The 20,435-nt window shown below is 72.6% G+C and carries 20 protein-coding genes; 6 read left to right on the top strand and 14 right to left on the bottom strand.

What is annotated here, in order from left to right:
- Window positions 1-68 precede the first annotated feature (68 nt).
- The 3 genes from ACPFP2_RS10745 (at window position 69) to ACPFP2_RS10735 (ending at window position 1,048) form a co-directional block, all read left to right on the top strand.
- Window positions 69-461: a MerR family transcriptional regulator gene (locus tag ACPFP2_RS10745; RefSeq protein WP_424088513.1), complete on the top strand. Its 393-nt coding sequence runs from the start codon at window positions 69-71 to the stop codon at window positions 459-461.
- A complete protein-coding gene (locus tag ACPFP2_RS10740; RefSeq protein ID WP_424088511.1) occupies window positions 431-778 on the top strand; it encodes a thioredoxin family protein in 348 nt (115 codons plus the stop codon). The genes ACPFP2_RS10745 and ACPFP2_RS10740 overlap by 31 nt, the downstream gene beginning before the upstream one ends.
- A gap of 90 nt (window positions 779-868) precedes the next feature.
- Entirely contained in the window at window positions 869-1,048 is a 180-nt protein-coding gene (locus ACPFP2_RS10735; RefSeq protein WP_088977161.1) for a hypothetical protein, read from the top strand.
- A gap of 100 nt (window positions 1,049-1,148) precedes the next feature.
- Here ACPFP2_RS10735 and ACPFP2_RS10730 read toward each other — a convergent pair whose 3' ends face one another.
- From ACPFP2_RS10730 to ACPFP2_RS10710, 5 genes are all read right to left on the bottom strand, one after another.
- Window positions 1,149-3,521 (bottom strand): glycoside hydrolase family 65 protein, encoded by a 2,373-nt coding sequence (locus tag ACPFP2_RS10730; RefSeq protein ID WP_424088509.1) that lies wholly within the window; start codon window positions 3,519-3,521, stop codon window positions 1,149-1,151.
- Window positions 3,518-4,267 carry a beta-phosphoglucomutase family hydrolase gene (locus ACPFP2_RS10725; RefSeq protein ID WP_424088507.1) on the bottom strand — a complete coding sequence of 250 codons (750 nt, stop codon included), beginning with the start codon at window positions 4,265-4,267 and terminating at the stop codon, window positions 3,518-3,520. Before ACPFP2_RS10725 ends, ACPFP2_RS10730 begins: the two co-directional genes overlap by 4 nt.
- Window positions 4,268-4,328: 61 nt before the next feature.
- Window positions 4,329-4,796 (bottom strand): DUF4442 domain-containing protein, encoded by a 468-nt coding sequence (locus ACPFP2_RS10720; protein WP_424088505.1) that lies wholly within the window; start codon window positions 4,794-4,796, stop codon window positions 4,329-4,331.
- Window positions 4,797-4,837: 41 nt separating this feature from the next.
- Window positions 4,838-5,026: a DUF397 domain-containing protein gene (locus ACPFP2_RS10715; RefSeq protein WP_424088503.1), complete on the bottom strand. Its 189-nt coding sequence runs from the start codon at window positions 5,024-5,026 to the stop codon at window positions 4,838-4,840.
- A complete protein-coding gene (locus ACPFP2_RS10710) occupies window positions 5,017-5,817 on the bottom strand; it encodes a helix-turn-helix domain-containing protein (protein WP_424088501.1) in 801 nt (266 codons plus the stop codon). The genes ACPFP2_RS10715 and ACPFP2_RS10710 overlap by 10 nt, the downstream gene beginning before the upstream one ends.
- Window positions 5,818-6,053: 236 nt before the next feature.
- On the opposite strand from ACPFP2_RS10710, the gene ACPFP2_RS10705 reads away from it, so the two are divergent.
- Complete coding sequence (locus ACPFP2_RS10705; protein WP_424088500.1) at window positions 6,054-6,386, top strand: hypothetical protein; 333 nt, start codon at window positions 6,054-6,056, stop codon at window positions 6,384-6,386.
- Window positions 6,387-6,485: 99 nt separating this feature from the next.
- Here the strand turns inward: ACPFP2_RS10705 and ACPFP2_RS10700 are convergent, their stop codons facing one another.
- From ACPFP2_RS10700 to ACPFP2_RS10675, 6 genes are all read right to left on the bottom strand, one after another.
- On the bottom strand, window positions 6,486-7,796 hold the full coding sequence (locus tag ACPFP2_RS10700; protein WP_424088640.1) for an ABC transporter ATP-binding protein: 1,311 nt from the start codon (window positions 7,794-7,796) through the stop codon (window positions 6,486-6,488).
- A 157-nt stretch (window positions 7,797-7,953) separates the two neighbouring features.
- Window positions 7,954-10,128: a bifunctional glycosyltransferase/CDP-glycerol:glycerophosphate glycerophosphotransferase gene (locus ACPFP2_RS10695; RefSeq protein ID WP_424088498.1), complete on the bottom strand. Its 2,175-nt coding sequence runs from the start codon at window positions 10,126-10,128 to the stop codon at window positions 7,954-7,956.
- A 15-nt stretch (window positions 10,129-10,143) separates the two neighbouring features.
- Entirely contained in the window at window positions 10,144-12,105 is a 1,962-nt protein-coding gene (locus ACPFP2_RS10690; protein WP_424088496.1) for a DUF5941 domain-containing protein, read from the bottom strand.
- Window positions 12,102-12,845, bottom strand: a complete 744-nt coding sequence (locus tag ACPFP2_RS10685; protein WP_424088494.1) for an ABC transporter ATP-binding protein — start codon at window positions 12,843-12,845, stop codon at window positions 12,102-12,104. The genes ACPFP2_RS10690 and ACPFP2_RS10685 overlap by 4 nt, the downstream gene beginning before the upstream one ends.
- Window positions 12,846-12,847: 2 nt before the next feature.
- Window positions 12,848-13,675, bottom strand: a complete 828-nt coding sequence (locus tag ACPFP2_RS10680; protein WP_424088492.1) for an ABC transporter permease — start codon at window positions 13,673-13,675, stop codon at window positions 12,848-12,850.
- A 58-nt stretch (window positions 13,676-13,733) separates the two neighbouring features.
- Window positions 13,734-15,101 carry an L-serine ammonia-lyase gene (locus ACPFP2_RS10675; RefSeq protein WP_424088491.1) on the bottom strand — a complete coding sequence of 456 codons (1,368 nt, stop codon included), beginning with the start codon at window positions 15,099-15,101 and terminating at the stop codon, window positions 13,734-13,736.
- A 504-nt stretch (window positions 15,102-15,605) separates the two neighbouring features.
- Here ACPFP2_RS10675 and ACPFP2_RS10670 point away from each other — a divergent pair.
- On the top strand, window positions 15,606-15,812 hold the full coding sequence (locus ACPFP2_RS10670; protein WP_088977153.1) for a PspC domain-containing protein: 207 nt from the start codon (window positions 15,606-15,608) through the stop codon (window positions 15,810-15,812).
- Window positions 15,813-16,083: 271 nt separating this feature from the next.
- Window positions 16,084-17,868 carry an alpha/beta hydrolase-fold protein gene (locus ACPFP2_RS10665; protein WP_424088490.1) on the top strand — a complete coding sequence of 595 codons (1,785 nt, stop codon included), beginning with the start codon at window positions 16,084-16,086 and terminating at the stop codon, window positions 17,866-17,868.
- Window positions 17,869-17,922: 54 nt separating this feature from the next.
- Here the strand turns inward: ACPFP2_RS10665 and ACPFP2_RS10660 are convergent, their stop codons facing one another.
- From ACPFP2_RS10660 to ACPFP2_RS10650, 3 genes are all read right to left on the bottom strand, one after another.
- Window positions 17,923-18,687: a DUF4230 domain-containing protein gene (locus tag ACPFP2_RS10660; protein WP_424088488.1), complete on the bottom strand. Its 765-nt coding sequence runs from the start codon at window positions 18,685-18,687 to the stop codon at window positions 17,923-17,925.
- Between the two features lie 99 nt (window positions 18,688-18,786).
- Complete coding sequence (locus ACPFP2_RS10655; RefSeq protein ID WP_424088487.1) at window positions 18,787-19,947, bottom strand: acyl-CoA dehydrogenase family protein; 1,161 nt, start codon at window positions 19,945-19,947, stop codon at window positions 18,787-18,789.
- Between the two features lie 33 nt (window positions 19,948-19,980).
- On the bottom strand, window positions 19,981-20,286 hold the full coding sequence (locus ACPFP2_RS10650) for a type II toxin-antitoxin system VapB family antitoxin (RefSeq protein WP_132185724.1): 306 nt from the start codon (window positions 20,284-20,286) through the stop codon (window positions 19,981-19,983).
- Window positions 20,287-20,435: the final 149 nt, after the last annotated feature.

Here is a 20,435-nt window from a genome sequence, read left to right as displayed (position 1 = left end):
TCCCTTGCCCTGACACCGGCGACAAGGTCTAGCGTGACGGCCGGGACCGGGGGGGGCGAGGAGGTCGGATGCTGATCGGTGAGCTGGCGGAACGGGCCGGTACGAGCACCCGCACGCTGCGGTACTACGAGACGCGTGGGCTGGTCCGGCCCCGGCGGTCGGCCAACGGCTACCGGGTCTACGACGAGGCTGAGCTGCGGGTCGTCCACGAGATCCGCGCCTTGCTGGCGGTCGGTTTCGACCTGGACGACATCCGCCCGTTCGTGGCGTGCCTGCGCGCCGGGCACGCCTCCGGCGACGTCTGCCCCGACTCGGTCGCCGTGCTGCGCCGCAAGCTCGCCGAGGTGGACGCCTACCTCGACCGGCTGGGGGCGGTACGGCGGCAACTGCACGACCAACTCGCCCAGGCCATCGCGGATCGGGAGGACACATGCTTCAGGAAACGGAAGGTCGACGGCTGACCGTCGTCACGGACGCCACCTTCGCCGACACGGTGCTGGCCGCCGACCGGCCGGTGGTGGTGGACTTCTGGGCGCAGTGGTGCCCGCCATGCGTGGCGGTCTCCCGCAGCCTCACCGAGTTGGCCGGTGAGTTCGGCGACCAGTTGCTGGTGGCCACCCTGAACACCGACGAGAACCCGGCGACCACCCGGGCGTACGGGGTGATGTCACTGCCCACCCTGCTGATCTTCGCCGGCGGCGAGGTGGTCGGGTCGATCGTCGGGTCCCGGCCGAAGAACCACCTGCGGCTCGCCTTCGCGCGCCACCTCCAGCCGTGACCGGCGTCGTTTGCGTGCGGGGCGAGCGGGAAGGCCCGGGGTGACCTCAGCACCGGCGCAGCCGCGCCCCGACGGATCGCGAGGATCGCCATGGCCGAGCGGAAGTCCCGCCAGCAGACCCGTACCGCCGAGCAGGAACGTCACGAACAGGACGCCGAGCGCAACCGTGACTGGGCGGACGAGGCGGCCCAGGCCCGTACGGCCGACGACCCGCGCGCGATGACCCCGCGTGACGCCGCCGGCCGCCCCTCGAACGGCCGCCAGTTCTGACCCACCGCCCACCACATGCGTTGATCATGAAGTTGGCGGCAGCCGGAGAGATCCACACCGCCGCCAACTTCATGATCGACCGCGGTGGCGGGCGGGGCTGTCAGGCGCGGGTTTCCGGGAGGTGCATCAGGGGGGCTCGGCCGAGGGGCTGCTCGGGTGCCGGGCCGGGTGGATCCGGGGTGGGGACCGGGAGGGTGACCGGGAGCGCGGAGGTCACCCGGACCAGCTCGCCGTGGTGGCGCAGCTCGACCGCCGTGTCCGGACCGCCGTTGCGCACCGAGTACGTGGTCTGGTGCGGGCGGACGTCCACCTTCAGCCGGATCGACCGCCACTGCAACGAGAACTCCAGCCGACTCAGCCGGCTGGGCAGCCGGGGTGAGAAGGACAGCGTCCCGTCGTGGTCGCGCAACCCGCCGAACCCGGCGACCAGCGCGATCCACGCCCCGGCCAGCGAGGCCATGTGCACGCCGTCGCGGGTGTTCTCGTTCAGGTCGTGCAGGTCCATCAGCGCGGCCTCGCGCAGGTAGCGATGGGCCAGCTCGGGATGGCCGACCTCGGCGGCCACCACGGCCTGGGTGCACGCCGACAGCGACGAGTCCCGGACGGTGCGCCGCTCGTAGTAGAGGAAGTTGCGCAGCTTCTCGACATGGGTGAAGGCGTCCCCGCGCCAGTGCATGGCGAGCACCAGGTCGGCCTGCTTGACCACCTGCTTGCGGTACAGGTCGAAGTACGGGTAGTGCAGCAGCAGCGGGTACTTCTCCGGCGGGGTGTGCCCGAAGTCCCACTCCTGCAACCGGGTGAAGCCCTCGACCTGCTCGTGGACGTCCAGGCCCTCGTCGTACGGCAGATGCATGGCGTTGGCCGCGTCCCGCCACTCGGCCGCCTCCTCCTCGGTCACCCCGAGGTCAATCGCCTCGTCCCGGAAGCGCATCGCGCACTCGGCGGCGGTGAGCAGGTTCCGCTGCGCCATCAGGTTGGTGTAGATGTTGTCGTCCTTGACCGCGGTGTACTCGTCCGGACCGGTCACCCCGTCGATGTGGAACCGGCCGTGCCGGTCGTGGTGGCCCAGCGACCGCCACAGCCGGGCCGTCTCGACCAGCAGTTCCAGCCCGATCTCCCGCTCCAGCTGCTCGTCGCCGGTGATCAGCACGTAGCGGCGCAGCGCGTCGGCGACGCCGGCGGCGACGTGGAAGGCGGCGGTCCCGGCCGGCCAGTACGCCGACGACTCCGGGCCCTCGATGGTGCGCCACGGGAAGGCCGCGCCCCGCAGGTTCAACGTCCGGGCCCGCTCGTGGGCCTGCTCCAGGGTGGCGTGCCGCCAGTACAGGGCGTCCCGAACGGCGGACGGCTGGGTGTAGGTGAGCACCGGCAGCACGAACATCTCGGTGTCCCAGAAGGCGTGCCCGTCGTACCCGGGACCGGTCAGGCCCTTGGCCGCGATGGGTCGCCGTTCGGCCCGGGCGCCGGCCTGGAGCACGTGGAACAGCCCGAAGCGCACCGCCTGCTGCACCTCCGGGTCACCCTCGACGCGCACGTCGGCGGCGTCCCAGAACTCGTCGAGGTACTGCCGCTGCTCGCGGCGCAACCCTTCCCAGCCGTCCAGCCGGGCCGCGGCGAGCGCCGCGCCGACCTGGTCGCGCAGCGCCGGCAGCGACCGCCGGCTCGACCAGCCGTACGTGAGGTACTTGACGACCCGCAGCTTCTCGCCGGGCTGGAGCACGCAGCCGATGGTGGTGCGGACCCAGTCCTCGTACCCCTCGGACTCGATGGTGGTCTTGCCCGGGGCGTGCATGTCGTGGCCCATGGTCGCGGCCACCCGCAGCCCGCTGACCTTGGTGCGGTGGATGAGCAGCCCGCCGTCGTCGGTGGTCAGCTCCTCCTCGGCCTGCAAGGGCGACTCCAGCACGGCCGCCACCCGGGGGTCGCGGCTCTGCGCCGGCAGGGTCTCGTTGGCGACCAGCTCGGACTGGAGGATCAGCCGCAGCGGCCCGTCCACCGCTTCGACCTCGTAGTTGATGGCGGCGACCGCCCGCTGGGTGAAGGAGACCAGCCGGGTGCTGCGCACCTTCACCTCGCGGCCGGCCGGGGAGCGCCAGTGCATCTCGCGGTGCAGGGTGCCGGCGCGCAGGTCGAGGATGCGCTCGTGGGCGAGCAGTTCGCCGTACCGGACGTCGAGCGGCTCGTCGTCGACCAGCAGCCGGATCAGCTTGCCGTTGGTGACGTTGACGACGGTCTGCCCCGACTCGGGGAAGCCGAAGCCGGCCTCCGCGTACGGCAGCGGGCGCAGCTCGTAGAAGGAGTTGAGGTAGGTGCCGGGCAGGCCGTGCGGCTCGCCCTCGTCGAGGTTGCCGCGCAGGCCGACGTGCCCGTTGGTGAGCGCGAAGACCGACTCGGACTGGGCCAGCACGTCCATGTCGAGCCGGGTCTCCCGGACGTGCCAGGGCTCGACCGGATAGGCGCGCTCGCGGATCATGCCGCCACTCCCTTCAGCAGGTCGGCGAGGTCGGTGACCACGATGTCGGCCCCGTGGGCGCGCAGCTCGTCGGCCTGGCCGACGCGGTCGACACCGATCACGTACCCGAAGCCGCCGGCCCGGCCGGCGGCCACCCCGGCGAGGGCGTCCTCGAAGACGGCGGCGGCGGCCGGTTCGACGCCGAGCAGCGCCGCGCCGGCCAGGAAGGTGTCCGGGTGCGGCTTGCCGCGCAGCCCCTCGGCGCGGGCGACCAGGCCGTCGACCCGGGCCTCCAGCAGCGGTTCCAGGCCGGCCGAGGCCACCACGTCCCGGCAGTTGGCGCTGGCCGAGACGACCGCGCGGCGCAGTCCGGCCGCGACCGCCGCCCGCAGGTACGTCACCGAGCCGGGGTAGACGTCGACCCCGTCGTGGTGGATGCGGTCCAGCAGGACGACGTTCTTCCGGTTGCCGATGCCGTGGACGGTGTCGGCGTCCGGCGGGTCGTCGGGGCTCCCCTCGGGCAGCACGATGCCGCGTGAGGCGAGGAAGGTGCGGACGCCGTCCGCGCGGGGTCGGCCGTCGACGTACCGGTTGTAGTCCGGGCCGGGGTCGAACGGGCGGTACGGTTCGCCGGTGGCCGCCGCCCGCCGCGCCAGGAAGGCGTCGAAGGTCTGTTTCCAGGCGGCGTTGTGCACCTTGGCGGTCTGCGTCAGCACACCGTCGAGATCGAAGAGGCAGGCGGTCACGTGAGCGGGTAGACCCAGCACACTGAGGAATCTATCCAGCGAATCGCCCGGACAAACCGCTTTCGGGGCGCGGCGGCCGGTGTCAGCGGTGCGGGCGCAGGGTCCAGAGCACGGTCATCGCCGACGTGGGGGTGCCGTCCTCGGTGCGGATCTCGATCTCGACGTCGAACTCGGGGCGCTGCCCGGCGTCCAGTTCGGCGATGACGTCGGCGGGGGTGCGACCGAGCCGGGCGGTGGCCAGCACCGGCCCCATCGCCACCTTGCGGTACCCGATCTCCGCCCGGACGGCCAGCGGCACCGCGCGGTCGAGCAGGTGACCGAAGGCGGCCATCACCACCGCCCCGGAGGCCGTCTCGCCGAGGGTGAACATCGCCCCGGCGTGCGGGCCGCCGACGTGGTTGTGGGTGGCCGGCGAGTCGGGCAGCCGGACGACGGCGCGGACACCGCCGCCTGCTTCCGGCGCGACCTCGACGACCTCCAGGTCGAGCGTACGGGCGAAGGGCACGGCTTCCAGCAGCGCGGACGCCACCTGGCGCGAGTCGATGGACATGCTCCGACGTTACTAGCCAGTAACTTCCGGGGCAAGGCCCGTCAGCCGCGCCGGACGGACCGCACGAACGCGGCCCAACTCGCCGGGGCGAACGTCAGCACCGGCCCCTGCCGGTCCTTGCTGTCCCGCACCCCGACCACCCCGGGCAGGTTGTCCGCCACCTCCACGCAGTCGCCGCCGTTGCCGCTGCTACGGGTGCTCTTGCGCCAGATCGCCGCGCTCAGGTCCATTGCTCCGCCGCCTCCGAGATCGCCGCCAGGGTCGCCCCGTGCGGCATCGCCTCGGCCCGCACGGACTCCCAAATCTGCCGCAGGGAGTTTACGTCGACTGTCCGCTCGACGATGGTGCCCTGCAACTGGTTGTCCAGGTAGCAGACGTCGTCGCCTTCCGACAGTGTGGCGAGCACGAACGCGCCGTTCACTCCGGGGTAGGCCCCGACCTCGCGCGGCACCAGGTGCAGGTGGACGCGGGTGCGGCGGCCCATCTCGACCAGGTGCCGCAACTGCTCCCGCATCACCTTCGGCCCGCCGACCGGGCGGTCCAGCACACTCTGGTCGAGCACCACCACGAGCTGCGGCGGCGCAGTGCGGTCAAGCACCGCCTGCCGGGCAAGCCGGGCGGCGACCTGCTGCTCCATCACCTCGCCCACGAACTGGGCGGCTCCTTCGTAGAGCGCCCTGGCGTAGTCCTCGGTCTGGAGCAGGCCCGGCACCACCAGCGGCTGGAAGTTGCGCAGGGTGTTCGCCTCCTGCTCGATGGTCACCCACTCGCGGAACCACGGCATCAGGCTCTCCCGCAGGAGCGCCTCCCGGATCCGGAGCAGCAGACCGCCCGCCCCGAGCACGTCGTCGCAGCGCTGGGTGAACTCGTCGCGAGGCGCGCGACGGCACTGCTCGACCGCCGCCACCAGCGACGCCGAGTAGTTCACCCGCTCGCCGAGCGCCTCCTGGGACAACCCCGCGTCGGCGCGCAGCCGGCGCAGCTCACCGGCGAAGAGTTCCATCATCGGCATCCGGCTCATCTGCACACCTCTGCACACCTCTGCACGCGGGGGACGGCCGGGCGCACGGCCGGACGGTGGGGGCGGAACGGCTTCCGACCCTAGTGCGGCAGTGACCAGACTGTCACGCAGCGGAGCCGCCCGAGCCTCGACGGGTACGGCTCCGGGGCCCGCCCGCCACTCCCCCCGGCCGGGCGGGCCCGCCTCACCACGAAGGAGACGCGCATGTCCCCGCCGACCACACCGGACGGTCATCCGTGATCAGCCGTCGACTCCCGCAGCCCGGCGACGGACCGGCCGCCGACCGGCCCCGGGCGTACCCGGCGCACGCCACGCCGCACACCCCGCTGCGCCCGATCTGGTGCTGCCGCGCCTGCGGCCGGCCGTGGCCGTGCGCACAGGCCCGGCTGCTGCTGAAGGCCGAGTACGCGACCGATCAGATCGCCCTGTCGATCTACCTGTGCGGCCTGCTCCACGAGGCGGCCCGGGACCTGTACCGACTCCACCCGGACGACGGCCCGAGCCCGCGCGAGCTGTTCGCCCGCTTCGTCGCGTGGGGCCCGTACCGCCGTCCCGCCGTCGCCGACTGACATTCATAGAGCATCCCGCGCACCGTTCGCGGCGAGTTGCGGTGTCAGCCGACGTGGACACCCCGACTCGCCGCAAGCCGAGTCGATCAAGACGGTCGGTCAGCGCCAGCCGACGTCGATCCGGTCGCCGCGCTCGTCGAAGAAGTGCAGGGCGTCCATCCGCACCGCGACCGACATCGGGTGGCCCGCGGCGATCGCCGGGTACGGGGCGAGCCGCACGGCCAACTCGGCGGGGCGACGGTGGTGCCGACCCGGGTCGTTGAGCACGCTGGTCCGGTTGCCGGCCGGGGCAGGCGTCGCAGCGGCCGGCGCGGGGTCGACGGCCCGGCCGGCGAGCCGCTGCATGACCTGCCCGAAGCGGCGCAGCCCACGCTGGCCGGAGGGGCCGTCCTCGGCCGGGGCGCCCATCTCGTCCACCACGATCGCGGTGGCGCCGATGTCGAGGAAGGCGAGCGACTCGTGCCCGTGGTGCTCCAGGTACCGGACCCGGCCCTGGAGCACGTCGCCGGGGGTGTCCGGGGCGACCGGGGTGAGCGCCTCGGCCCGCATGCCGACCACGATCCGCTCGCCGTGGTAGTGCGCCACGGCCCGGCTGCGGATGTCGTCCCAGGGCAGGTAGAGCGCCTGGTCGCCGAGGGTCAGCGTGATGTACCGGTCGAGGTGGACGTAGACCGACGCCTCCAGCAGGTTCATCCGGGGGCTGCCCAGGAAGGCCGCGACGTAGAGGGTGGCCGGACGGCCGTACACCTGGGTGGGCGTGCCCACGTCCTGGAGCACGCCCTTGCGCATGATGGCGACCCGGTCGGCCATGGTCAGCGCCTCGGCCTGGTCGTGCGTGACGTAGATGGTGGTGACGCCCAGCTCGCGGGTCAGCCCGGAGATCTCCGCGCGCAGCTCGGCGCGCAGCCCGCTGTCGAGGTTGGAGAGCGGCTCGTCCATCAGGAACAGGCCCGGCCGGCGCACTATCGCCCGCCCCATCGCGACCCGTTGGCGCTGGCCGCCGGAGAGCTGGCTCGGCTTGCGGCCGAGCACGTCGCCGATGCCGAGCGCGCTGGCCACGTCCTGGATCCGCTCCCCGCGCGGAAGCGGTTCGACGCCGGAGAGCCGAAGCGGGAACCCGATGTTGTCCCCCACGGTCATGTGCGGGTAGAGCGCGAAGTCCTGGAAGACCATGGCGATCTTGCGCTCCCGGGGCGGCAGGTCGTTGGCCACCTCGCCGTCGAGCATCACCGCGCCGGAGGTCGGGTCCTCCAGCCCCGCGACCATCCGCAGCACTGTCGACTTCCCACAGCCGGACGGCCCGAGCAGCACCATGAACTCGCCGTCGTTGACGTCGAGATTGACGCTGTCGACCGCGAGTGTCCCGTCCTGGAACACCTTGGTCACATCCTTGAGCGCGACGGTGGTCACCGTCTCCTCCCCCAGCTCGGCCGAACCCCGCTTGACTGTCGCCAGGATCACCGACCCAGCACATCGGGTAAACGTGCCATGTTCGGGTTATGACAGGACTATTAACCGGTCAGTAGTGAGAACGGCGTGACAGCGCGTCACGCCAGGTCACCGCCGGTCACGCCGGCTCGCCCAGGAAGACCCGCCGGACCACCCGCTCCGCCGCGTGGCCGTCGTCCAGCGCGCAGAACCGGTCCCGGAACCGCCCCCGGGCCCGCTCCGCCTCCGCCGCCGTCTCCGCGCCGGAACGGAACACCTCCAGCAGGTCGTCGAAGGTGAGCGCCACCGCCCCCGGCGGCTCGGCCGTCACGTCGAAGTAGACGCCCCGGGCCAGGGCGTACGCCTCCCGGTCCGGGGCGTACACGACGATCGGCCGGTCCAGGACCGCGTAGTCGAACATCGCCGACGAGTAGTCGGTGACCAGCACGTCGGCAGCCAGGTACAGCTCCTCCACGCTCCGGTGGTCGCTGACGTCCATCGCCCGTCCCCGGGTATGCCGCCGGGCCCGGCCCTGCCGGTCCTGGAAGTAGTGGCTGCGGATCAGCAGCCGAGCGGCCGGCCCGAGCACGTCCAGCAGTCGCCGCGGGTCGAACGGCGGACGGTAGTGCGGCAGGTGTTCCCGGTGTGTCGGCGCGTACAGCACCACCCGCTCGCCGGGGGCGACACCGAGCCGGTCGCGGACCTCGCGCACCTCCTCGGCGGTGGCGGTGACCAGCCGGTCGTTGCGCGGGTACCCGACCTCCAGGGTGGTGTACGACGCCGGATACGCCCGATCCCACATCTGGGTGGAGAAGCTGTTCGAGGTGACGCTGAAGTCCCAGCGGTCCACCCGGCGCAGCAGCCCGGCGAAGTCCATCCCGACCGCGCCCAACGGGTACCGCTGCTGGTCCAGCCCCATCACCTTGACCGGCGTGCCGTGGTGCGTCTGCACGTGCACGGAGCCGGGCCGCTTACGGACGAAGTCGGGGAAGTTGACGTTGTTGACCAGCCACCGCGCCCGGGCCAGCGCCCGGTAGTAGGCGCGGGTCCCGGCCACCACGTACTCGGTGCCCGGCGGCAGGGTGTCCACCCGGTCCCGCCGGACGATCCACACCCCACGGACGTGCGGCGCGAGCCGCCGGGCGGCGGCGTGGACCGCGGCCGGGTTGCAGGCGTGGCCGCGGTACCAGTAGGCCGCGTAGACGGCCAGCGTCGGATCGATCGGCCGGCGCAGCTCGGCCCGGTAGTACTCGCGCAGCACCGCGTCCCGGGTCGACCGGGCGGCTCGCCGGGCCACCGGCAGGGCACGCCGGGCCGCGCCCCGGGCGGTCGCCCTGGCCTGGTTGACGCCGCGCAACGCGCTGAACGTGCGCCAGCGTCCCGCCGCGACGAGCCGGTGCTTGAGCCCTTCCACACCGTCGGGCAACGGAACGCCGCCCGGTGGCAGGTAACGCCGGTAGTCGGCGGTGATCCGGGCGAAGAAGGCCGGCCGCAGCTCGGGGGCGATCCGCTCGCCGTTGCCGAGCACCGTCAGGTGGTGCCAGACCATCCGCTCGAAGACCGCCGGACGCAGCGGGGCCAGGTCCGGCCGGGCGTCGAGGAACCGGAACACCCGGTGCCACTGCGCGAAGACCTCGAAGTGCCGGTCGCCCCGGGTGCGGGTGATCGCCCCGGCCCGCCGCTGCCGGTAGTTGACGCAGACCCGGTCGAGCACACCGATCCGCTCGGCGGCCAGCAGCACCGGGTAGCTGAACGAGACGTCCTCGTACCAGCCGGGGGCGAAGCGCAGCCCCAGGTCGGTCAGGAACTCCCGACGGACCAGCCGGTTCCAGGCGGTGTGCAGCAGGTGCAGGGCCTCCGGCCGGTCGGCCAGCCGGAAGGTCGCCTCGCCGGGCGGCTCCGGGAACACCTCCGCCATGGCGCTGCGGGTGGCGGTGCCGGTCCAGTGCACCCGGACGTGGTCGACGACGAGGACGTCCGGACGGGTGGCGCGGAGCCGGTCGGCCACCTCGGGCAGGCAGTCGGGGGCGAGCCAGTCGTCGCCGTCGAGGAACCAGACGTACTCCCCGACGGCCCGGTCCAGCCCGGTGTTGCGGGCCGGGCCGAGGCCGACGTTCTCGGTGAGCCGGACCGCCCGGACCCGGGGGTCGCGGGCGGCGTACTCGTCGAGGATGTCGCCGACGGCGTCCGGTGAGGCGTCGTCGACGCCCACCACCTCGATGTCGCCGAACGGCTGCCCGAGCAGCGAGTCCAGGCATTCGCGCAGGTAGCCCTGCACCCGGTGGGCCGGGACGACGAAGCTGATCAGGGTCATCCCGGCCGCCCTCCGTCAGCCCGGCGAGCCACCCCCGACCGGCACGGCCGTCGCCCGCGCGGCGCGGGCCGGCAGGACGACCCAGGTCAGGACGACACTCGCCACGAAAACCACGAGAAGGTACGTACCGAGTGTAGCCAGACCTATGCCCGCAAAACCGGCGATCGCCGCGAGCGCCAGCAGCACCGAGCGCCCCTCCCAGCCCAGCGTCCAGGCGTGCAGCGGCGGCGCGGCCTGCCGCTTCTCCAGCCGGGCGGTCAGGTCGTAGTGGTGCAGGGTGAGCACGAAGACGTACCCGAAGACCAGCCAGGCGGGCGCCCCGCCGATCACCCCGACGGTGATCGCGAAGAGGTACTCGCCGGCCCGCAGCGCCGCCGGCACCAGCCAGTCCAGCGGCCCGTTGTGCGCCGCACCGGCCCCCAGCCCGCCGACCAGCAGCACCAGCAGCGCCACCGGCAGCCACCGGCGCAGCCCGCCCGCGTCCCCGCCGTCCGCCGCGACCAGCGCGACCACCAGCAGCACCGCCGGCCCGAGCGCCCCGAACACCGCCAGCGTCAGCGGCCCCACCGGCCGCAGGACCGGCAGCCGGGCCGCCAGCGGGCCGTCGTCGCGGTGCAGGGTGGCGTCGACGGTGTCCAGCACCGGCACCCACATCCAGCGGGCCCGCAGGGTACGCAACGCGCCCGTGTACGCGAAGGCCAGCGTTCCCCAGACCAGCACCGCGACCAGGCTCACCGTCGGGCCGAACAGCGCCGCGGTCAGCGCGATCAACGCCCACCGCTCACCGATCGGGAAGACCACCGTCCGCTTCAGCCAGTACGACACCGAACCGGTGTCCGCCTGCACCTTCGTGGAGGCGGCGTTGAGCATCCCGCCGATGCCGCTGCCCGCGCCCGCCGCCGGGCGGGGACGCCGGGCCGCCTCGTCGTGCAGCACCCCGTACCAGGCGTCGGTCATGTGCCGGACGGTCTGCAGGGTCATCGCGGCGATCGCCAGGGCCCAGCCGTACCGGAAGCCGGCAGCCGTCGCCCCGAAGCCGAGACCGGCGTAGACCAGGTACTCCTTGGCCCGGTCGGCCATCGTGTCCAACCAGCCGCCCCAGGCGCTGAAGTGCCGGGTGTAGCGGGCCAACTGGCCGTCCACGCAGTCCAGCACGAAACCCAGGTAGAGCAGGACACCGCCGGCCACCAGGGCGGGCCGGCCACCGACGGCGAAAAGCACCGCCGCGGCGGCGGCGAAGAGCACCGAGACCATGGTGACCGCGGTCGGGCCGAGCCCGATCCGGGCACACGCCTTCGTCACGTACGGCGACCAGGTGCTGACGAAGTAGGTGGTGAAGAAGTCGTCCCGTTCCTTGACCGAGAGCCGCAGCTCGGTGCGGTCCTCGTCCACCCCCGACAGCTCCGTCTCGGCGGCGCGCAGCCCGTCGGTGTCGCCGACGCGGTGCGCCACGAGCAGGCGTACCCGGTGGGCGAAGGTCAGCGTGCCCAGCGCGGTGAGGGCGGCGAAGAGCCGGTCCACCGCGGGCCCGGCCGCCGGCTGCGTGGCGGCGGCCCGGGCGGCGGCCGCCAGCGCCGGCAGGTCGCCCGCGCCGACCCGCAGCGCGCCGCCGAACACGCCGGTGGCGTCGGCGAGCCCCGGCCCGGCGTCGACCACCTGACCGCGCTCCTCGCGCACCGCGACCCGGCCGTCGGCCGGCGGGTCGGTCAGCACCAGGGCCACCGTCGGCCCGACCGGGCTGGTCCGCAGGTGCTTGAGTACGGCGGTGTGCGCGACCAGGTCCGCCCCGCTCACCACCACCGGTCCGGTGACGGCGTCCAGCAGGTCGGCCAACTCACCCAGGTCGGCGACGGTACGGACGGTGTCCGCCCCGGCGCGGCGCCACTGGTCGGCGAGCCGGACGTCGAGGTGCTCCCCGGTCGAGGTGGGCAGGCCCGCGGCCGGCGCACCGGCGGCGAGCACGATCGCGAGCGTCACCGCGGGACCGCGGCGTGGTACGCGTCGAGCGCCTCGGCGACCGTGCCGTCCACGGTCAGCCGCCCGCCGTCGAGGTAGAGCCCCCGACGGCAGAACCGGGTCAGGTCCTTCTCGTTGTGTGACACCAGCACCAAGGTGCGCCCCTCCGCGAGCAGTCGGTCGATCGTCGAATAGCACTTCTTGCGGAACTCCGCGTCGCCCACCGCGGTCACCTCGTCCATCAGCAGGATCGGGTGCGGCAGGTGCGAGATGATCGCGAAACCCAGCCGGACCTTCATCCCGGACGAGTAGTGCCGCACCGACGTGTCGATGGCCCGCTCCACCTGCTCACCGGCGAACGACACGATGTCGTCGAAGTGCCGCTTCAGGTACGCCGACGACAGCCCGTGCAGCCCGCCGACCAGGTAGAGGTTCTCCCGCCCGGTGAGGTCGTTGGAGAAGCCGGCGGAGAGCTCCAGCAGCGGCGCGACGTCACCGGACACCCGGATCCGCCCCTCGTCGGGGATGAGCACACCGGCGATCAGCCGCAGCAGGGTGCTCTTGCCGGTGCCGTTGCGCCCGATCACCCCGACCGTGTCGCCCGCCTCCACGGTGAACGAGACGTCGCGCAACGGCCAGAACTGTCCGGCCGCCGCCCCGCGCCCACCCCGGTGGATGAACAGCTCACGCAGCCGCAACTGCCGGCGGCGGTTGCGGACGAACCGGATGCCGAGGCCCTTCGCCTCGATGATCGGGGCCACCGTCACAGCTCCTTGAGCACGGCCGGTTCGAGCCGGCGGAACGCCCACCAGCCGGCGACCAGCGCCAGCAGGCTGCCGGCGACGGTGGTGGCCAGCAGCCGGGCGTCCGGGAACTCGTCCGGGTACCAGATGGCGTGCTGGAGCTGGAAGATCCCGACCAGCGGGTTCAGCTCGTACGCCACCTTCACCCAGCCCGGCAGGCCGGACTCCCGGACCAGGCTCAGCGGGTAGATGATCGGCGTGGCGTAGAAGAGCACCCGGATGATCAGCCGCATGAACCGCTCGACGTCGCGCATCAGCACGTTGACCGCGGACAACAGCAGCGACAGGCCGACCAGCAGCGTCGCCTGCACCAGCACCGCCAGCGGCAGCGCGAGCAGCGACCAGCCGGGGTCGATCCGCCCGTGGGCGAAATAGACGGCGGCGACCGCGACCAGGATCGGCAGGCCGGCGACGTACTCGGCGAAGCGGCCGGTGACCCGGCCGATCGGGAAGACCTGCCGGGGCACGTTCATCGTGGTGATCAGGCGGGACTGCCCGGTCAGCGCGTTGGTCGCCTCGCTCAGCGCCGAACTGGTCCACATCCAGGCGAAGATGCCGGTGATCAGGAACAGCGGGTACGACTGGGCCGCCTGCCCCAGGTGCCGGCTGGTGTCGCCGGAGTAGAGCACGCCGAAGACGAAGAAGTAGATCGCGCCCATGCCGAGCGGCTCGATCAGCGACCAGAAGTAGCCGAGCACCGACTGCTGGTACTTCACCGCCAGGTCGCGCTTGACCAGGATGCGCAGCGAGTTGCGGTGCGACCACAAGGCCGCGACGCCAGCGGTCACCGTCGCCTCCCGCCTCACCGACGGACGACAGGTTAGCAGTCGGTGAACGAACGCCCGCTCAGCACTCGATCACGTTGACGGCCAGGCCGCCGCGTGCCGTCTCCTTGTACTTGACCTTCATGTCTGCGCCCGTCTCCCGCATGGTCTTGATGACCTTGTCCAGCGAGACGGCGTGCACTCCGTCCCCGCGCAGCGCCAGCCGCGCGGCCGTGATCGCCTTGATGCTAGCCACCGCGTTCCGCTCGATGCAGGGGATCTGCACCAGCCCCCCGACCGGGTCGCAGGTCAGCCCCAGGTTGTGCTCCATGCCGATCTCGGCGGCGTTCTCCACCTGCGCCGGGGTGCCACCGAGCGCCTCGGCCAGCCCGGCGGCGGCCATCGAACAGGCCGAGCCGACCTCCCCCTGGCAGCCCACCTCCGCCCCGGAGATCGAGGCGTTCTCCTTGAACAGCACCCCGATCGCCCCGGCGGCCAGCAGGAACCGGACCACCCCCTCCTCGGAGGCGTCCGGCACGAAGCGGGTGTAGTAGTGCAGCACCGCCGGGATGATCCCGGCCGCACCGTTGGTGGGCGCGGTGACCACCCGGCCGCCGGCCGCGTTCTCCTCGTTGACCGCGAGGGCGAACAGCGTCACCCAGTCCATCGCGCGCAGCGGGTCGGCCTCGCTCTCCGCCTCCAGGCTGCGGCGCAGCTCCGCCGCCCGACGGCGGACCTTCAGCCCGCCCGGCAGCACGCCGTCGCGCGCGCAGCCCGCCGCGACGCACTCCCGCATCACCCGCCAGATCTCCAGCAGGCCGGCCCGCACGTCCGCCTCGCCGCGCCAGGACAGCTCGTTGGCGAGCATCACCTCGCTGATCGACAGGCCGGTGGCGGCGGTGACCTCCAGCAGTTCCGCGCCGGTGTAGAACGGGTACCGGACCCGGGTGGTGTCCGGCTTGATCCGGTCCGCCCCGGCGGCCTCCTCGTCCACCACGAACCCGCCACCCACCGAGTAGTACGTCCGGGCGCGGACCTGCGCGCCGGTGCCGTCGTACGCGGCGAAGGTCATCCCGTTCGGGTGGTACGGCAGCGAGCGGCGGCGGTGCAGCACCAGGTCCCGGTCCGGGTCGAAGTCGATCTCCTGGGCGCCGAGCAGGCTCAGCCGCCGGGTCTCCCGGATCGCGGCGACCCGGCGCCCGACGGTGTCGGTGTCGACCGTCTCCGGGGACTCACCCTCCAACCCGAGCAGTACGGCCCGATCACTGCCGTGCCCGTGCCCGGTCGCGCCGAGCGACCCGAACAGCTCCGCCCGGACCTGCGTCACGTCGGCGAGCAGCCCCTCGGCCTTCAGTCCGGCGACGAAGGTACGGGCGGCCCGCATCGGGCCGACGGTGTGTGAGCTGGACGGCCCGATGCCGACGCTGAAGAGGTCGAAGACACTGATCATGGCTGCACTTCCTCGCCGTCGTCCCCCGGTGGTGCGGGGGCCGGTCCGGGTGGGGGACCGTCCCGGTCGGGGCGGCCGTCGGACGCCGTCCGGGTTGTCGACGGCGTCCGACCGGCGAGCCTACCCGCCCAGCTCACCGCCCGCCGCCGACGGCTTTCCCCTGCACATTCCGGCAAGCCCTCGCCCCTCGCCCCGCGCCCCGGGCACCGCGCTCCGCGCTACGCGCTACTTCCTGGACGTGGTGGCTTCCCAGCGCGGTCGAGGCCACTACAACCAGGATCGAGCGCGATCTTGAAAGCGGAGGAGGTGGGTGCCCGGCACGGCGCGGGCGGCGCGGGGCGCGGATGTCGGGGAGGCGGCGCGGAGGCATCGGCCGAGGCCGACTCGGGTAACCACCTACGGGTACGGGGCCGCCGGATCCCTCTCGGGACGGAGGGCACGGTGGCCGCCCCTTCCTACCGTGGAACTCAGAGCGGCGGATCGCCGCAGAGTGGGAGTACGACGATGAGTCGCAAACTGGTCCGGCCCCGCGAGGGGCGCATGCTCGCCGGTGTCTGCGCGGGTCTGGCCCGCCGGTTCAACACCTCGCCGAACCTGATCCGGCTGCTGTTCCTGCTGTCGCTGCTGCTGCCCGGCACGCAGGTGATCGTCTACCTGGTCCTGTGGATCCTGATGCCGAACGAGGACCGCTACGCCACCACCCGCTACTGACGACGTCGTCGGCGTGGCCGCCGCGCGCAGCCCTGCGGCGGCCACCGCCCGACCGGCCACCCCGACCGGCCACCGCCCGAGCACGCGCGGCCGACGCGCACCACCCCGGCCATCGCGACAAAAATCCACACGAGCACAGTTTTTCCCACACGCGGCGCGGCTTTTGCTGCTATTTGATGGCACAACTTCGCACACTGCGGCATTGACAGTGTGCCAACAGGTTGCGAACGTTCCTCCACCACCGTCCCCCGGCATCCGGAAGGAACGGAACGTGCCGCACACCGCCACCTCTGAACACCGCCCCCTCGGTCGCGCCGGCCTGGTCCTCGCGCTGACCGCCCTTCTGGGCGGGGCCGTCGTCGCCCCCGCTTCCGCGAGCCCCCGCCCGACGCCCACCAGCTGCGCCACCACCGCCTCCCCCGACTTCGGCGTCGACCTGACCGGCGAGGGCTGGCGGTTCCGCACCGGCGACGACCTCGCCTGGGCGGACCCCGCCTTCTCCGACGCCGGCTGGCGGACCTGGTCGGTGCCGGACAACTGGGGCCAGACCGAGCTGTCGACGTACGACGGCTTCGCCTGGTACCGGCGCACCTTCACCCTGCCCGCCCGCCCCGAGGGCGTCACCGACTCCGCCGTGGTCGCCGCGATCGGCCTGATCGACGACGCCGACCAGACCTTCCTCAACGGCACCGAGATCGGCCGCACCGGGGCGTTCCCGCCGAACTTCGACTCGACCTGGGAGGTGCCCCGCGAGTACTACCCGCCGGACGGGCTGTTGCGCTGGGGCGCCACCAACGTCCTCGCCGTGCGGATGTACGACGGCACCGGGGGTGGCGGCTTCCACCAGGGCCCGGTCGGGCTGTACTCCAAGTCCCGGCTGCGGGAGCTGTCCGGGTTGACCGGCACCCCGGCCAGCCCGAAGCAGCTCGCGCACGCCTGCGCGGTGCTGGACCGGCAGCATCGGGCCGTCGCGGCCGGCGACGTGCGGGCGTACGCCCGGACCCTGGACCGGGACTTCTTCCACCAGGGCGACACCATCCCCCGGCGGCTCGCCGAGCTGCGGGCGCTGCTGGGTCGCACCCCGGCGCTCACCCTGCGCGACGCGCAGGCCGAGGTCGTCGTGGACTCGCAGGGCCGCCTGGTCGTCGACACCATCCGCAGCTGGGTGGCCGCCGACGGTACGACTCTGCTGCCGCCGACCCGGGAGCTGCTGCACCTCGACCCGCGCCGCGCCGTCGAACTCGGTGACCACGCCCGCTTCTTCCGGGACGACTACGAGTCGACGGCGATGGGTCGCCGGGTGCAGTTCAACGTCTACCTCCCGAAGAGCTACACCCGCACGGTCGACAAGCGGTTCCCGGTCGTCTACATGCTCAACGGCTTCAACGGCAGCAACATCGAGTGGGAGGCCCGCGACATGGACGCGGTGCTCGACCGGCTCGTCGCCGACAACGACCTGGAGGAGTCGGTCGTGGTGTTCCCCGACGGCCAGAGCGGCTGGTACGTGGACACCTCCGTCGGCAACTACCGCAGCATGATCGTCAAGGAGATCGTGCCCCTGGTGGACCGGGAGTACCGGACCATCGCCGACCGGGAGCACCGCGGCCTCAGCGGCGTCTCGATGGGCGGCCACGGCGCGTTCACCGTCGGCCTGAGCCACCCGGAGCTGTTCGGCTCGATCGCCAGCCACATGGGCGCGTTGAGCTTCCCGCCGCTCATCGGCACCCCGGCCGAGCGGGCGGCGAACGCCTCGCAGCAGCCGATCGCCATGGTCAACGCGCGGACGAGCGAGCAGCTCAACCGGTACCGCTACTACTTCGACGGGGGCGACTCCGACGAGTACCGGTTCGGTGAGGCGGCGAAGCAGATGAGCCTGGCGCTGGCCGCGAAGGGCGTCCGGCACGACTACCAGGGCGGCCCCGGCCGGCACGACGACGCGTACTGGATGCCGAAGCTGGACCGCTCGTTCGGGCTGCACAGCGAGCAGTTCCGGGCGCACCCGTACCCGCAGGAGCGGGAGCCGAAGCGGCCCACCTCGCGCTACGACTGGCCGTAGGTCGACGCGGGCGGGGGCGGACGCGGGAGCGCGTCCGCCCCCGCCGTCGTCGGGTCAGGGCGTGGTGTAGGTGATCGTCACCTTCTCGTAGCCGAGGGAGCGCAGCAGCCCCTCCAGCATCTTGCGGGTGTTCTCCTCGGCGCGCTGGTGCAGCCCGCTGTCCCGCGCCGCCGTGGTGATCCGCTCCTCGGCGAGCCGGTAGACCTGCTGCTGCCGGTTGGGGTCACCCTTGACCAGGTCGCCGACCCGGTTGAGCAGGCCCCGCTCCTCGGCGAAGACGTAGCTGGACTCCAGGTCGAGGTTGGTCTTGCCGAGCTGCGGCGCGGGCAGCTTGATCTCCACGGACTTCCCGTCCGCCGACTCCACCACCGCCCCCTCGGCGATCGTCGAGAAGTCCACGTACGCCTCGACGCTGCCCGCCCCGACGAAGAGGGTGCGCTGGTTGAGCAGCCAGTCGGGGACGTTGTTGCGGTCGTTCTGCAGGTCGACGACGACCTGGAAGTTGCCCTCGGCGGCGACGTAGCGGCTGAGGTCCTGGATCGACTTGAGCAGCGGCGGCTGGCTGCGGTCGGTCTGCTCCTTGGCGAAGGGGTTGCGGAAGTCGGGGAAGATGCCGGTGGTCTGGGCGCCGAGCAGCACCACCACCGCCAGCGCCGCCGCACCCAGCACCCAGAGCAGGCCCTTCACCGGCCCGCCGGCGGATCCGCGCCCGCCGGCCGGCGGCCCGGCCGGATCGTCCGACCGGGCCGGAAGTGTGTCGGCGGTCGGGTAGCCGGGGAACTCCCTCGTGGGCTCGTTGATGTCACCGTCGCGGGCCATCGCCCTCACCGTCCTCGTCAGACACGTCGTCTTCCGATGACGGTACGTGCCTGGTGCGACACCCGCTCGGTGAGCGGCCCGAACGGGTGAACCCGCAGGTCAGGCGAAGGCGGAGAGGCCGGTGAGCTGCTGACCGATGACCAACTGGTGGATCTCGGAGGTGCCCTCGTAGGTCAGCACGCTCTCCAGGTTGTTGGCGTGCCGCATCACCGGGTACTCGCCGGAGACGCCGTTCGCGCCGAGGATCGTGCGGCACTGCCGGGCGATGTCCAGCGCCTCCCGGACGTTGTTGAGCTTGCCGAGGCTGACCTGCGCGGGGCGCAGCCGGCCGGCGTCGGCGAGCCGGCCCAGGTGCAGCGCGAGCAGCAGGCCCTTGTTCCACTCGACGGCCATGTCGGCGAGCTTGGCCTGGGTGAGCTGGAAGCCCGCGAGGGGTCGGCCGAACTGGGTGCGGGTGGTGGCGTAGTCCAGGGCGGTCTCCAGGCAGTCGCGGGCCGCGCCGAGCGCGCCCCAGACGATGCCGTGCCGGGCCTCGGTCAGGCAGCTCAGCGGCGCCTTCAGCCCGACCGCCTCGGGCAGCCGGGCATCCGCCGGCAGCCGGACGCCGTCGAGGGCGATCTCACCGGTCAGGGAGGCGCGCAGCGACATCTTGTGCCGGATCTCGCGCGCCGTCACCCCCGGCGTGTCCATCGGTACGGCGAACCCGCGAACTCCCTCGTCGGTGCGCGCCCAGATCACCGCGACGTCGGCGATCGGCGCGTTGGTGATCCACATCTTGGCGCCGTCGAGGATCCAGTCGTCGCCGTCGCGGCGGGCCCGGGTGGCCATCGAGGCCGGGTCGGAGCCGTGGTCCGGCTCGGTCAGCCCGAAGGAGCCGATCGCCTCGCCGGCCGCCATCGCGGGCAGCCAGCGCTGCTTCTGCTCCTCGCTGCCGTAGCGCCAGATGGCGTACATGGCCAGCGAGCCCTGCACCGAGACCAGCGAGCGTACGCCGGAGTCGCCGGCCTCCAGCTCCAGGCAGGCCAGCCCGTACGCGACGGCCGAGGAGCCGGCGCAGCCGTACCCGGTCAGGTGCATGCCGAGCAGGCCGAGCTTGCCGAACTCGCGGGCCAACTCGCGGGCGGGCACCTGGCCCTGCTCGTACCAGCCGGCGACGTGCGGGCGTACCCGGTCGTCGACGAGCCGGCGCACGACGGCGCGGATCTGGCGCTCCTCCTCGCTCAGCGAGGCGTCGACGTCGAGCAGGTCGAGAGGGCTCATGGGGGCCACCCTAACGAGTCTTCAGGCCGGTGGTCACTCGCCCTGACCGCCGAGCACCAGCACCCGGGCGTGGATCTGGTTGCGCTGCTGCAACGCGGCACGCAGCGCCCGGTGCAGGCCGTCCTCCAGGTAGAGCCCGCCGTTCCACTGCACCACGTGCGGGAACAGGTCGCCGTAGAAGGTCGAGTCCTCGGCGAGGAGCTTGTCCAACGCCAGTTCGCGCTTGGTGGTGATGAGCTGGTCCAACCGCAGCGGGCGCGGCGGGATCTCCGCCCACTGCTTGAGCGTGAGGTTGTGCTCCGGGTAGGGACGCCCGTCCCGGACCGCTCTGAAGATCACGGCATGCTCCCCTCCCCGTGGCCGGGCCGACCGACGGCGCGGAGCCGGGTCACGCCGTGGCGCCGCACGGCGCGGCACTGATGTCCGTGCCAGCCTATCCGCCACCGCCACACCGCGTTTTACTCCCTCATGTCGGTTTCGCTACCGCC

Source organism: Micromonospora citrea, from assembly GCF_049629545.1.
GTDB classification, from domain to species: Bacteria; Actinomycetota; Actinomycetes; order Mycobacteriales; family Micromonosporaceae; genus Micromonospora; species Micromonospora citrea_A.
Note: the sequence above shows the minus strand (reverse complement) of the source record. Positions and strands in the feature narration are given on the sequence as shown.

Excerpts from the sequence above, each read along its gene's own strand:
- ACPFP2_RS10745 (WP_424088513.1), top strand. The coding sequence starts at position 69 with ATGCTGATCGGTGAGCTGGCGGAACGGGCCGGTACGAGCACCCGCACG.
- ACPFP2_RS10740 (WP_424088511.1), top strand. The coding sequence starts at position 431 with ATGCTTCAGGAAACGGAAGGTCGACGGCTGACCGTCGTCACGGACGCC.
- ACPFP2_RS10735 (WP_088977161.1), top strand. The coding sequence starts at position 869 with ATGGCCGAGCGGAAGTCCCGCCAGCAGACCCGTACCGCCGAGCAGGAA.
- ACPFP2_RS10730 (WP_424088509.1), bottom strand. The coding sequence starts at position 3,521 with ATGATCCGCGAGCGCGCCTATCCGGTCGAGCCCTGGCACGTCCGGGAG.
- ACPFP2_RS10720 (WP_424088505.1), bottom strand. The coding sequence starts at position 4,796 with ATGTCCATCGACTCGCGCCAGGTGGCGTCCGCGCTGCTGGAAGCCGTG.
- ACPFP2_RS10715 (WP_424088503.1), bottom strand. The coding sequence starts at position 5,026 with ATGGACCTGAGCGCGGCGATCTGGCGCAAGAGCACCCGTAGCAGCGGC.
- ACPFP2_RS10710 (WP_424088501.1), bottom strand. The coding sequence starts at position 5,817 with ATGAGCCGGATGCCGATGATGGAACTCTTCGCCGGTGAGCTGCGCCGG.
- ACPFP2_RS10695 (WP_424088498.1), bottom strand. The coding sequence starts at position 10,128 with ATGACCCTGATCAGCTTCGTCGTCCCGGCCCACCGGGTGCAGGGCTAC.
- ACPFP2_RS10675 (WP_424088491.1), bottom strand. The coding sequence starts at position 15,101 with ATGATCAGTGTCTTCGACCTCTTCAGCGTCGGCATCGGGCCGTCCAGC.
- ACPFP2_RS10670 (WP_088977153.1), top strand. The coding sequence starts at position 15,606 with ATGAGTCGCAAACTGGTCCGGCCCCGCGAGGGGCGCATGCTCGCCGGT.
- ACPFP2_RS10660 (WP_424088488.1), bottom strand. The coding sequence starts at position 18,687 with ATGGCCCGCGACGGTGACATCAACGAGCCCACGAGGGAGTTCCCCGGC.
- ACPFP2_RS10655 (WP_424088487.1), bottom strand. The coding sequence starts at position 19,947 with ATGAGCCCTCTCGACCTGCTCGACGTCGACGCCTCGCTGAGCGAGGAG.